This window comes from Paenibacillus sp. FSL H3-0286, from assembly GCF_045040705.1.
Classification (GTDB): Bacteria; Bacillota; Bacilli; order Paenibacillales; family Paenibacillaceae; genus Paenibacillus_AQ; species Paenibacillus_AQ odorifer.
In genome coordinates this window covers 3,310,505-3,323,673 of record NZ_CP150285.1, presented here as the reverse complement: position 1 = coordinate 3,323,673, position 13,169 = coordinate 3,310,505, and the positions used below count along the sequence as shown (strand labels likewise).

The 13,169-nt window shown below is 42.5% G+C and carries 13 protein-coding genes; 2 read left to right on the top strand and 11 right to left on the bottom strand.

Annotated elements, in window-relative coordinates; translation table 11 throughout:
• Positions 1–48: 48 nt before the first annotated feature.
• The 7 genes from MHB37_RS15050 to MHB37_RS15020 form a co-directional block, all read right to left on the bottom strand.
• Positions 49–1,425, bottom strand: a complete 1,377-nt coding sequence (locus MHB37_RS15050; RefSeq protein ID WP_340395573.1) for a HAMP domain-containing sensor histidine kinase — start codon at positions 1,423–1,425, stop codon at positions 49–51.
• Complete coding sequence (locus MHB37_RS15045) at positions 1,422–2,099, bottom strand: response regulator transcription factor (protein WP_340395572.1); 678 nt, start codon at positions 2,097–2,099, stop codon at positions 1,422–1,424. Before MHB37_RS15045 ends, MHB37_RS15050 begins: the two co-directional genes overlap by 4 nt.
• 71 nt (positions 2,100–2,170) lie before the next feature.
• Positions 2,171–2,977, bottom strand: coding sequence for an NmrA family NAD(P)-binding protein (locus MHB37_RS15040; protein WP_340395571.1), 807 nt, complete (start codon positions 2,975–2,977; stop codon positions 2,171–2,173).
• Between the two features lie 17 nt (positions 2,978–2,994).
• The gene (locus MHB37_RS15035; RefSeq protein WP_076129332.1) at positions 2,995–3,444 is read right to left on the bottom strand and encodes a MarR family winged helix-turn-helix transcriptional regulator; all 450 of its coding nucleotides are present in this window, start codon (positions 3,442–3,444) and stop codon (positions 2,995–2,997) included.
• Between the two features lie 142 nt (positions 3,445–3,586).
• Positions 3,587–4,780: a metallophosphoesterase gene (locus tag MHB37_RS15030; protein WP_076301988.1), complete on the bottom strand. Its 1,194-nt coding sequence runs from the start codon at positions 4,778–4,780 to the stop codon at positions 3,587–3,589.
• Between the two features lie 152 nt (positions 4,781–4,932).
• Positions 4,933–5,343, bottom strand: coding sequence for a bacteriohemerythrin (locus tag MHB37_RS15025; protein WP_051491008.1), 411 nt, complete (start codon positions 5,341–5,343; stop codon positions 4,933–4,935).
• A gap of 135 nt (positions 5,344–5,478) precedes the next feature.
• Positions 5,479–6,348 carry a cation diffusion facilitator family transporter gene (locus MHB37_RS15020; RefSeq protein ID WP_076129330.1) on the bottom strand — a complete coding sequence of 290 codons (870 nt, stop codon included), beginning with the start codon at positions 6,346–6,348 and terminating at the stop codon, positions 5,479–5,481.
• A gap of 249 nt (positions 6,349–6,597) precedes the next feature.
• Between MHB37_RS15020 and MHB37_RS15015 the strand changes: the two genes are divergently transcribed.
• A complete protein-coding gene (locus MHB37_RS15015) occupies positions 6,598–7,956 on the top strand; it encodes a PQQ-binding-like beta-propeller repeat protein (protein WP_405169536.1) in 1,359 nt (452 codons plus the stop codon).
• Positions 7,957–7,993: 37 nt separating this feature from the next.
• Here the strand turns inward: MHB37_RS15015 and MHB37_RS15010 are convergent, their stop codons facing one another.
• Positions 7,994–8,497 (bottom strand): ferritin, encoded by a 504-nt coding sequence (locus MHB37_RS15010; protein WP_076129328.1) that lies wholly within the window; start codon positions 8,495–8,497, stop codon positions 7,994–7,996.
• Positions 8,498–8,624: 127 nt separating this feature from the next.
• On the opposite strand from MHB37_RS15010, the gene nagZ reads away from it, so the two are divergent.
• Positions 8,625–9,923 carry a beta-N-acetylhexosaminidase gene (gene nagZ, locus MHB37_RS15005; protein WP_340395568.1) on the top strand — a complete coding sequence of 433 codons (1,299 nt, stop codon included), beginning with the start codon at positions 8,625–8,627 and terminating at the stop codon, positions 9,921–9,923.
• A 19-nt stretch (positions 9,924–9,942) separates the two neighbouring features.
• Here nagZ and MHB37_RS15000 read toward each other — a convergent pair whose 3' ends face one another.
• The 3 genes from MHB37_RS15000 to MHB37_RS14990 are packed head-to-tail and all read right to left on the bottom strand — an operon-like array spanning position 9,943 to position 13,159.
• On the bottom strand, positions 9,943–11,031 hold the full coding sequence (locus tag MHB37_RS15000; protein ID WP_340395567.1) for an efflux RND transporter periplasmic adaptor subunit: 1,089 nt from the start codon (positions 11,029–11,031) through the stop codon (positions 9,943–9,945).
• 30 nt (positions 11,032–11,061) lie between these two features.
• Complete coding sequence (locus tag MHB37_RS14995) at positions 11,062–12,450, bottom strand: ABC transporter permease (protein ID WP_175617373.1); 1,389 nt, start codon at positions 12,448–12,450, stop codon at positions 11,062–11,064.
• Positions 12,440–13,159, bottom strand: a complete 720-nt coding sequence (locus tag MHB37_RS14990) for an ABC transporter ATP-binding protein (RefSeq protein ID WP_076129325.1) — start codon at positions 13,157–13,159, stop codon at positions 12,440–12,442. The genes MHB37_RS14995 and MHB37_RS14990 overlap by 11 nt, the downstream gene beginning before the upstream one ends.
• Between the last annotated feature and the right edge of the window lie 10 nt (positions 13,160–13,169).

Below are 13,169 nucleotides of genomic sequence, written 5' to 3'. Positions count from 1 at the left end.
TATAGTCACAGTTTAGAAGATGAAAATGAACGGAGTATGAATAATGAATTACAAAAGCGGAAGTGTAACTGTAAAGGTAGTCCCTTCACCCAAAGTACTGGTTACTTCAATGGTTCCGTTATGCGCTTCTACGATTTTTTGAGAAATCGCAAGTCCAAGTCCGCTGCTATGTGTTTCCTGCGTACGTGCTCGATCTACTTTATAGAAACGATCAAAGATTAACGGCAACTCCTCAGCTGAAATGCCTTCACCCGTATCAGACACAGAAACAATACAGTTCTGTTCCACAAGCTTCGCGGAAATCATAATGGAACCTTCAGCAGGTGTGTATTTTATGGCGTTGGAGAGCAGGTTCATCCATACCTGGAACAATAGATTTGGATCACCTAGAACGCTGATATCTGCAAGATTCAAACGCACGGCCAGTTGTTTCTCTGTTAATCTCCATTCCATGATTTGTACGACCTGTCTTAGTTGTGCACGCAAGTCTGTCGACTTTTTCTGTATGGAATTAGGATCATAATCAAGCGAAGACAAGGTAAGCAGCTGTTTGCTTAGCAATGAAAGACGATGGCTTTCTTGGTCAATGATATTGAGATACTGTAACCGTTCATCCTCAGGTAAGGTTGAATCTTGTAACGCTTGGGCAAATCCCTGAATAGATGTTAATGGCGACTCAATTTCATGTGATACATTAGCGACAAATTCCTGACGTGCCCGATTTGTTCGTTCCAGCTCCCGGCTCATAATCATAAAATGGGAAGCTAACTGACCAATCTCATCACGCCGCCACGTATTCAATTTGATATCGTATCTGCCTTTTGAGATCCGTTTAGTGGCCGTCGTCAAACGTGTAATAGGTCTAACTACATGCAGTACGCTAATCATTACAAAGCCTAAGCTAAACAACACGGTGAACCCAATGATCACAGCAAAAAAGACGCGCAGCTCACCGAATTGTACTTCAGCATCCGGACGCATAAACAAAGCATACGTCTCATTGTTTACTTTTACAGGAACACCAATTGAATTACGCAGTTGATTATCAAAAAATCCGGTAATAAATGCACTGTCCGGGAAATCCGCAACCCCATGATAAATTTGCCCATTCAGAACCTTCTCTAGTTGCTGCTCATCCAAATCTTCTTTTCTAAAGGGCTTACCGTAGAATCTTGATTCCCCTTCAGCATCTGTTAAATAGATTTTATAACCCAGCTTGGCTATACTCCGCAAATAATCCTCCATTGTCTCCGGATGTGATTCTGCGAATTGTTGAACCTCGATAGCCATTCCGGTAAGTTTGGCATCGTTCTGAGATTTAATCTGGGCTTGATAGTAAATATTAGACACCAAAAATCCAAGAAGGCTACTCACCACAATTACTGAACAGAAGACAATACACATCCGGACATACAAGGATCTCATACGTTAACCATCTCCAATTTATAGCCAATGCCTCGAACAGTTCGGATCACAAAATCTTCCTGATAATCTACGAAGCGCTGACGCAAACGTTTGATATGTACATCGACTGTTCGCTCATCCCCTTCATAATCCATGCCCCATACCAGTTCAATTAACTCACTACGTGTATATAACCTGCCTGGATATTGTGCGAGTTGAGCCAGAAGCTCAAACTCTTTTACCGGTAGCAGCAGAACCTCATCACCATCGGTTATTTCATAATTTTTGCGGTCAATAACTAGAGAATTTAATCGAATCCGATCATCTGAAGCAATGGAATAGCGGCGAAATAACGCTTTGATCCGAAATAGCAACTCTTCAGGCTCAAAAGGTTTCGTTAGATAATCATCCGTCCCCCGCAAATAACCTTGCTCTTTATCACTCAGCTGCTGACGTGCTGTCAATAAAATGATCGGAATATCATACGTTTCTCTAATATGCTGACATAGCTCTAACCCATCTACATGTGGCATCATTACATCTACGACCGCTAAATCCGCAATACTGTCCTGCAATTTATGTATCGCATCTCGGCCATGACTGGCCTCCATCACCTGATATCCTTCCCTTGTTAGTACATGTTTTAATAATGTTCGAATATTCACATCGTCATCTGCTACTAAAATCTTCTTCATCATTTACACTCCCTGAATAATGGATGAACTCATAGTAACAACTTTATAACGATAGAACAACTAAAGTCAGATCAAACAAAAGGCTTAATACTCTCTCTAAGTGTGGTAACCGGCCGCTCCATCAGTCTCTCCAGATCTTTTGATGTAGAAGCAGTATCTATCTTCGCTAGAAACGTATAAATCCAATGCTGAATACTTGAATCCTGGCGAAACGTAAATTTTTTCCCTGATAACTCTGATAATACATCAACTAATTCGTTGAAGTCCCAAACGTTTGGTGCAGCTAGTTCGTAGACTTGGTTCATATGTCCATTCGTTGTAAGAACCTTTGCCGTAGCTAAAGCGAGGTCCTCACGAGTGACTGAATTAAACTGCCAGTTCCCTGGATAAGTGGGTAGCTCGCCGCTTTCCATGGCTTCCTTCAACCCAAGCACACCCACAAAATCTATATACAAAGCGTTACGCAGAAACGTATAATCTATCCCTGATTCAAGAATCATCTGCTCAGTTAGTAAATGAACATGATAAGAAGGAATCGGACCTTTGGGTGGAAAGGCAAATCCAGTATAAAGCAGATGCTTCACATTGGCCTTTTTTGCTGCATGAATGACCTGAGCATGCTGATATAATCTGATCTTATCATCGGTATGAGAGCTGGAGATTAAAAGTAACGTTGTGACCCCAGTAAAAGCTTCAATCAGCGTATCTAACTGGTCATAATCGCCAAAACGGACTTCGAACCCTTTTTCTAAATAATTAACAGCTTTCTCTGGCTGACGAACACAAGCAATAACTTGACTAGCCGGAACGTACTTCTCAAGCTTCTCCATAATTAAGCTGCCTAATTGACCTGTGGCTCCTGTAACCATAATCGACATACATAACACCCTTTCTGTTATTCGAATGTACTCAGTTTTTGTAATAAAAAGATAAGTTGATGAAGCTCCTGATCATTCAGATTCTTCATTCTCTCTGCGACAGCCTGACGATTCTCTGGAAGATGCTCCAGAAGTAATTGCTGGCCTTCAGTCGTAATCGAAATGACGCTTTTTCTGCCATCCTTGGTATCATTCGAACGGGTTATTAATCCGTCTCGCTCCAATGGTGTTAACAGCATGCTTATATTAGCTTTGGTAACTCCAATAATGTGAGCCAATGTAGAAGGTAGAATCGCACCTCCCTGTTTAGAGATCTCCACCAAGATACGAATTCTTGCTCCGTTCAATCCTTTCGACTGCCAATATTTCTCAGAAACAGAAACTAAATTTGCAGTAGCTTCAACTAATGTAAAAAATGCTTTGGTATGCAATGGCTGATTCAGCACAAACTGTTGTAAATGATCCATTTTCTATAATTCAGCTCCAATATAGTTAAGTCCTTAACTAATTTTAAACATACTACACTCCCCATGAGTTGTCAAAAAAAGAAGCTGCCTCACCTGGCAGAATAAATCTGCTGATGAAACAGCCTCTACATATAAACTCACCCTAGATTAACACTGTTTTTGTGGAAACAGGCTCTTCACTGTATTTTTTAGAACCCTCCAGCATAACCTCCAGCTTAATGATCTCCGACCGGCTTGCTAAACGAATTGGGGGTCCCCATGTTCCATAACCTGACGACACGACTACATGCAAATTGTCCTTACGAAGATATCCCCAGTCCAGTTCGAACAGACGTTTAGTGATCCAGTGATTAGGAGCAATCTGTCCTCGGTGTGTATGACCCGAGAGTAGAACGTCTACCCCAGCTTGAGCGGCTACGTCGAAGCCGGTAGGCTGATGATCCATCATAATCACAGGACGTGTAAGATCAAGTCCTTCGAGCAAGGAGCTTACACTTTGTCTGCCACCGGCTTCCATCGCCTCGGCTGTCTTATCTTTTCGGCCTACAATATACGTTCCTGCGACTTCTTCAACCTCATCTTGCAGGACCTTGATCCCAATACTACTCATCAAATCGGTATATTCCTTAATTGATCCACCATAATATTCGTGATTGCCCAGTACTGCGTAGACACCATAACGAGCTTTTAACTGTTTAATCTGTTCACTCATACTATTGCGGATAAAAGGTTCAATGCTGTCATCCAAGACATCTCCAGCCAGCAAAATCACATCGGGTTGCATCGCGTTCATTTGTGCCACCATTTTTTTGAGATGACGATTGCCCACGATATTCCCTAAGTGCAGGTCTGAAGCAACCGCGATCGTTAATGGCGTGCTGGTGCCAATAGATTTATCAATAGGAATGGAATGTGTGCGGATCACGGTACTCCAGGCGTTGATTGAACCCCAGACCAGAAAGACTGCCAGTAATATCAGAATTGTCCCGCCCGCTTCTGCGATGTAATAGGTACGATCGATTCCCGACCATCCCAGTATCACATATAATAGGTCTGCCAAAGGTAACGTAATGATAGCAAATTCCATACACGCTAAATAATACGATCCAATCACTTTAAAGAATCTGGCGATCGGTTTAACCGATTTTGGCCATGGAATCATTCCAATGACATACGCAAAAGCGATGAGCATAAATAATGTCCAGAATACTGCTGACGAAACACCAGAAAACCATTCATGAATAAGTAACCAGCCGTGATAGCCAATGTAGAAATTAACAAGACCCAGAATGAGCAGCATAGCAAATCCTGAAGCTAACATTCGTAATGTTTTCATCGTTTCTCTCCCCTTTACCTAACTACTTCTCTACTTCTTATCTCAAATCATAACACAAACCGTTAACCCAGTATAAACTGCAATGCGGTGTTCGGAAAACATCGGAACTAAAAAAAGAAAATGCCCATAGGCATCTTCTTTGGAGGTTTATCTTATATCGCTTTATCACGTGTGGCCATACATTGACCAATCAGCTTATCGCATTTATTGATGTGATTTATCAGCCAGTCTGTTAACGTTCGATTAAGCTTGATGGTTGAGAGTACGGATACTCCCTTTGTTTTGACCGTTTCTTCCAATTCGAGAACTGCCTTCACGAAATCAGCATGCGTCTGACGATGTTCAGCTAGTTCAGGGAAGTTGATCTCCTCCATCAGCTGCTCTTCATTACTGAAATGTTCAATCGTGTATTCTTTTAAGAATTTCAGTGTTTCCTCAATCTTTTCTTTCCCTTGCTGATTACTGCATGCTTCAAAGAATTCGTTCAATTTCGCTAACAACTGTCTGTGCTGGCAGTCAATTTTTTCTACACCGATATCATATGAATCTTTCCAAGCGATCATGAAATCACCATTCCGTTTCTTGAAAATTACATTTTAATTTTATTTTCCACCTTTCTCCACAAAAGAACTATTAACAACATCACAGGTGCTTATATTCAACCATTAGCTGTACATATGGCACCTATTGATAAATCTCTACTTCATCACGGGTTCGATATGTACAAGTACATTGGAAACTTGGTGCCGGTCTTTTAACTGTTCTTCAATTTCTTCCGTAATATCATGACTCTGCACTACACTTAGCTGAGAATCCACTAGCACAGTTGTGTCTACTAATACGTTATTCCCATGGATACGGGCTTTGATATCTTTTATGGATTGTACACCATCAATTTCTGCTACAGTTTCTTTCATATGTTCAAGCTCTTCCGCATCAAATCCGTCCGTCAGATCATGCGTAGCTTTGCTAAAGATATCCCATGCCGTCTTACAAATGATTAGTCCGACAATGATGGCTGTAAGCGGGTCAAGCCAAGGAACGCCCAAGGAGGAAGCCACAATTCCGATAAAAGCGCCCACGCTAACTATAGCATCTGATCGATTATCCAGTGCTACTGCCCGCATTGCGTTACTGTTAATGGCACGGGCCAGCCTAATATTATACATATAGACAGCCATCATAACTACAGCACAGCCCACTGCCGTCCACGCTGCTATGAGATCAGGACTTTCCAGTGCTGGTTGAATAAATTTGTTCACAGCTTGGTACAAAACTTGAAGCCCTACGGCAATCATAATGAATGAAGCAATTAATGAAGCCACGGTCTCCGCTCTAAAATGCCCGTAGCTGTGGTTCGAATCCGGCGGTCTTCTGGAAATCTTCAGGCCAATTAGTACCGCGATAGAAGCAATAATATCTGTACTGTTATTCAATCCATCTGCAAGCAACGCTTGAGATCCTGAGACCGTACCTATGAACAGCTTGATAGCTGATAAAAAGATATAAGCAACGATGCTTAGCCAAGCTCCTTTTTCGCCTTGTTTAATGTCGTTATAAGTTTCCAAAAAAAGAACCCCCAAAGAATAGTATTGTTCTATACTACACTTTGAGAATCGGGTGGGTCTAGAGAAACAGTGTTGCTACGGGGCGCAATAGTTCCCTCTGTCAAATAGAGTTGCAAGGTCGTAACTGTTTTGCAGGACGCAACATAGTTTGCCCCCGTTCAACTTTGCTTCCATTCTTCTGGAATAGTAACTTTTTGCTATTTTTATTGTCTAATTATAGTAATGACTAATTCAAAGGAGCGTGGAGTGATGATTCAGTCTTTGCCGAAGAAAATTGTTACATGTTTAGCTATAGGGAGTATTTTAATTCCAATAACAAACAGTGGATCAATGTCAGTCATTTCTGCAGAAAAAGCAATTGTAAGCCTAAGTAACACTTATTACAGTGAAGTCACAGCCCCGATCCTAAAACCTGTTTGGTCAGCACAACTCGCCATTTTAAAAAAAGACAGAATCACCGGACAGGACATTACAGCACTCGCGGAAAACGGAAAGATCTTTGCGTTGCAGCGCAATGAAAAATTAACCGCAATGAATGCGGCAACAGGCAAAAAAATATGGGAGTTCGGAAGTGGATTAGCGCCGCTATTCACGTACAGCAATGGATTTATCTACGGTCTGACCCAAAGCGGCTCCCTATATGCCGTTAATGAGGCAGGTCAAAAAGCATGGTCGGCTTCCATAACACTCCCCAAAGCTACAAATATACAGCGTTTAGGATCTACTATTTATGTTACTCAAGAGGAACAATTAGCAGCAGTTGACGCCGTAACCGGAAAGATCAAATGGAAGGCTGTAGAGAAAAGCAATAACTTTACAGGCTTATCAGAGGTCATGGAATCAGATGGGGTCGTTATTCGCAGCTATCTGTCTCAAGGGGCCTTAACAACTGCTGGACTCGCCGCTTATGACAGTCTGACAGGAAAAAAACTATGGGACCAGACCCGGCAGTGGATGCCGTTAGCAGTGAAGGATGGGCTCCTCTACTCTATCACGAATACATTTATGATGGATGATGACCCGGTAAATCGAAAAGTCAAAGTATCCGTGTTCAACATAAAGACAGGTGAATTAAAAGGAGAACGTTTATATAAATGGACAGATACCGAGAATAAAGATGGTGTGTACAGTTATAATGAGATGAATGGAAACGCGTTTTTGGATGGAAAGGACTTTTACATCTTTCAGGGCAGTAAGTTTGTGAAATATGATTTCTGGAATTATTCTGCAGAGGGTAAACCGGTGCAAACCTGGGCCTCGATGGTTAAAGAAAAAGACTCTCCATTGAACCAAGTTTATCAACAAAGAATGTTATTTCAAAATCAAGATAAAGGTACTTTATCCGCACTTAAGCTAGGAACCGGCCAGCTTGTCGACCTCAATATTGGAGAGAATCCAGTGGTACAGACGGATCTGTTCGGAAACGTGGTTTATAGTGGACAATCTGATGGCCTATTTCACGCTTATGACATGTTAACTCTAAAGCCTATTTTCACTGTGAACACAGGCTCTCGTAACTTTGCCCCTTCCCTTAAAACTGGAGGGATGCTGATGATTCGGACGGATAATAAGCTGCTCGCGATTAAACTTCCTACATCTATAAAATAAAAAAGCCTGATTTCTCAGGCTTTTGGGCTTCAATAACTTATTCAGCCGGAGCTGTAAAAGTACGTGCAGCAAACTCGGCATCCAGCATGTAGAAGGCGTTGCTATCTTTTTCAATTCGTTTCAGTTTACTGATGATGTTGCTAAAGAGTGCTTCTTCTTCTACTTGCTCGTCTATAAACCATTTCAAGAAATAAATCGTCGCATGTTCACGCTCATCCAGAGCAAGGTCAGCCAAATGATAGAACCGTTTAGTGTTCTGCTGTTCATGCGCGAAGGCATGTTCAAAAGCATCTAACATCGAGTTATATTCGTTCTTCGGCTCTGGCAGTGCTTCTAGCGTAGCACGGTTATCCCGGTCGTTAAGGAATTTATAAATCTTCATGGCATGGAACCGTTCTTCTTCGGCTTGAATTAGAAAAAAGTTTGCAAATCCATCCAGACTTTCGCCGGAACAATAAGCAGCCATCGCTAGATAAACATGAGCGGAATAAAACTCGAAATTCATCTGTTCATTAAGTGCTTGTACTAATCCATCTTTCATTGGACCGTCACCTCATTATTCAAATTTAATATGTAAATATTTAAGTTTATCTTATCACCGTGCTTCTAAGTCAGCAAGGATTCCTCTTCCAATATCTAATTTAGCTAACGAAAGGACGACTATTCAGATGATTAGATTCACCCGTCACAGCCTAAAGCCTAAGATTTCCGGTACACTCTTCATTATTGCAGCTATGGTGTCACTGTTCCTCATTGCTGGCTGTTCTAATAGCAGCAGTAATTCACAGTCCGAAGCTACCGATTCACCGACCTCCCAATCCACACCTGCACCAACCACCAGCTTGGCTCCCACCCCCTCAGCAGTCAGCGATCCAATTGCTCTTCAGGTTGCTGAGATGACTTTGGAAGAAAAAATCGGACAAATGCTCCTAGTTGGAATTGATGGAACTGTCCTTGATGAGCAAGCTAAAAAGATGATTACCGAAGACAAAATAGGTGGAATCATCCTCTATAAGGACAATATTAAAAGCCTGAAAGGGATGATCAGTCTTATCAATTCTATGAAAAAGAGTAACACTGGCAACCCTGCCCCACTATTCATGAGTGTTGATCAGGAGGGTGGAAAAGTCAGCCGGATGCCTAAAGAATATGCTACATTCCCTTCTAACGGAACAGTGGGTGCAAGTAATGACGCTGCTGCTGCCGAGAAAATGGGAAAGCTGCTCGCAAGAGAAGTACGTTCAGCCGGATTTAATATGAACTTTGCTCCCGTTCTCGATATCAATAGCAATCCAGACAATCCAGTCATCGGAGACCGGTCGTTCGGCAATGCTGCTGACCAAGTCATTCAACTAGGAATTGCCGAAATGAAGGGAATTGAGAGCGAAGGCGTCGTTCCTGTTGTCAAGCATTTCCCAGGACACGGAGATACTTCTGTCGACTCCCATCTGGATCTGCCGATTGTGAACAAAACAGCCGGTCAGCTAGCTGACTTAGAATGGCTCCCCTTCCAAGCAGCCATTAAAGAGGGGACGGACGCCGTAATGGTCGCTCATATTTTGTTTCCAAAATTAGATCCAGACAAACCTGCATCCTTATCGCGTACCATTATTGGTGAACAGCTTCGAGATGAAATGGGCTACCAAGGAATCGTAATTACAGACGATCTAACCATGGGAGCCATTATGAAGAACTACGATCTGACTACAGCAGCAGTAGATACTGTGAATGCAGGTAGTGATATTCTCCTTGTTGCTCACGGCTATGATAATGAAAAACGGGTCATGGACTCCCTCCTGCAAAACGTAAAAAACGGTAAGATTCAAGAAACACGGATTGATGAAAGCGTCTATCGGATCTTAGCCTTAAAAGCCAAATATAACCTTTCCGATGAGCAAATCCCGGTTCCTGATCTTACCGATCTTAATAAAGATATTAACGTTTGGCGTCAAACGATTGAGAAGTAAATCTAAGCGTTAGTCATTTTTACTGAAGAACAACAACATCTCCAACCTTCAACCCAGAGAGAATCTCTGTTTTGTCCGTAGTTTCCAGACCCACTTCGATATCTTTTCGTTCATATTGCCCGTCCCCTTTATCCAGCATAACGTAGGAGAGGTCTCCTTCATGCATTACAGCTATGCTGGATACAACGGTGGCATTTTCTTTGCGAACTGTTTCAATTTCTCCGTTTAAGCTTAAGCCACCGATCAAATGCTCGTCAGGCTGCAGCGTGATAACCACTTCGAATTGAGGAACCGAACTGGCAGTAGCATTCTGCCCTGAAGCTGTCTTTGCAAATTTCGCTACCTTCGTAACTTCTCCAGATAACTTCAAATCTTTTATAGCTGTCATTTTTACGTCGACCTTCATGCCTGTCTTTATACGGAAGACGTCTTGTTCACCTACAAGAGCAATGAATTCTAGCTTGTTCATATCTACTATTTTTCCGATATATTGATTATCTGTCACTGTTTGCGGAATTTCGCTTGCACTGTCAAATAAGAAAATGCCGGTTGCCGGAGCATAATAAAGTGCTGTTTTGAGTTTGGCTTTTTTCTCTGTTAATTCGCGTGCTTGTATTTCGGCATTGACCTGATTAAGCTCGTCCCCTAGCCGTGTTGCTTCTTGGGCTGTGAGTGCTTTAATGCGTTCTGCTTCAGTCGCACCAAGGGCTGCATTCTCCTCGTCTTGCTGGCTCACAAATGCATTCAGCTCTGCTTCCAGCTTTGCTTTACGGATGGTCGCCTCTTGTGTAGCAATCTCATTCTTCAAGGCTTCCTGATCGAGAGTAAACAGTAAATCACCTTTTTTGACCTGTCCACCGTTCTCAACCTTCCACTTTGTCACCTTTGAAGCATATGGAGCATAAACAAGCGTTTCTTTCTCATAATTAGAATTACCTTTAACTTGTATGGAATTGGTAATGGTCTCCTGTGTGACCTCAAAAGTTATGGCTTGTGGGGGTTCAACAGGCTCTAACTGCGCTTCAGGCTTATACATCTTACTATATAGAAAATAACCTGCTGCAATTATAATCAGTACCAGTACAATCCACTTGATTCTCCTCTTCATCACTTTGGCTTCCTTTCAACTTAAAAATAGCTAATCCCGTTTAATCGCCGTGAGTGCATTCGTTCTGGATGCACTGATCGCCGGATAAATACCCGATAATACCCCTGTCATTACCGCAAATGCGATCCCTACCGGAAGAGTCATCAGAGGAATATAAATCACCAAAGGCTCGCCTCCACCCATTCCTGAAGAGTTACCGATGAGCTTATTAATTCCTAATACAATCAAGTATGAAAAGGCTATGCCGAGCAATCCGCCCAACATCCCGAGCAATGCCGCTTCTGTAATGAACATATTGCGGATCTGACCCATATTGGCGCCTAACACTTTCATAATACCGATCTGCCGTCGTCGTTGATGAGTGGACATAGTCATCGCAACGATAATGGAGATCGAAGCAATAATCAGAATAAATACACCTATACCGAGAGCTGCTTTCTTGACCATGCTGAAGGTATCAGCGAGTGCCTCTTTTTGATACAAATTCGTGCTTGTTGTTAAGGTGAGTTTCTGAATAAGCTTCTCTAGTTCCACGATATTCTCAGTGCTGTCTACCTTTACAATCGCTGAGTTATAGACACCCTTTTGCCCAGCGGTTCCACTCGATAGCTTCATTTGTTCTACAAGCCGCTCGCCAGTCTCTAGTGACACATAGATCTTCTTGTCGTACATAGCCATATTCTCGTTCGTTCCACTCGGGTTGTCGAGGATTCCCACCACTTGAATCGGTGAGCTAACCAACATCCCTCCAGTTTGAGAGGCGGGATCAAAAGACTGTAATTGAACCTGCTGCTTGTACATATCTGTTGGAAGCATGCTTAAGCTGTTGTACTGTTCCATCAACTTATTGTTATATGGATCTGTACTCAGTTGTTCAAAAAGACGCTGCCGAGTTTCGTTATCAATCAGTCCAACGGTTGCACCATAGTTCAGTACAGCCATTCCTACCAAATCAGAAGCTCCGCCTTGTTTGAATTTCTTATCATATTTCGTTAACAAGCGTAGGTCCGTTCCAATAAGCTGTACATCTGTTATTTTATTATCGATAGTCAACATCTGTATGTACCCTAGCTCTTGAAAGGGAGCTGCTGCAGTTACATGCCGCAAGCCTTTAATAATCTCCAGCTTTTGCGCCGTCAGCCTGCCGGGATCAAGCTTTTCATTGGCCGCAGACGATCCGCTGCCACCGCTGCCTCCTCCTTGGGAGGGTATTCCTCCGTTGGGAGACACCGTAATTTCATCCATTTTGAAATTGCGGTTGATTTCCCGCTCCGTGTAGCTCTGTGCGGAGTCTCCTATACTTAATGCAACTATGATTGCAGCACATCCAATGGATATGCCAGCCATACAAAGACCTGTGACAACTTTCCGCCGTTTGACCTGTTCCCAAGCCAAGCGGGAAATATCACTAATCCTCAATGAGTATACCCCCTTCGAGTTCAGTATTCGAAGAAGTTTGGTTTTCAGTAATCATATATCCGTCCCGAAGCGTGAATATCCGCTGCATTTGCTCCGCGACTTTTAGCTCGTGAGTTACAACTATGAAGGTAGTCTTCATCTTCTTGTTCAGGTTAAGCAGGATATTGATAATTTCTTCTTCTGTCTTCGAATCTAGGTTTCCGGTTGGTTCATCTGCAAAGATAACAGATGGTTCCGTAATCAAGGAGCGTGCAATACTAACACGCTGCTGCTGTCCGCCAGACAGCTGGGAAGGGAACAAGTCGGCTTTATCAGGAATGCCGACTCCTTCCAACAATTCTAAAGCTTTTTGTTTACGTATAGAGGGTGCAACGGATTGAAAAACCAGCGGCAGCTCTACATTTTCACGGACTGTCATGCTAGTAATCAGCTCATAAGCTTGAAAGATAAACCCGATATTTTTTCTGCGAAATTCCGATAGCTTATTCTCACTCATCTTCACGATATCTTGATCGGCAATATAAATATGGCCTTCCGTAGGTTTCATTAGTCCTGCCATCAGATTGAGCATCGTTGACTTACCGGAACCCGAGCTCCCCAGCAGTGCTACCATCTCCCCCTCTTTCACAGAAAAGTCAATTTGATGAAGCACTGCTGTAGTTTCATTACCGTTTTTATAAGAATGCGTTACATTTTCCACTCGCAACATTGGAGCTGCT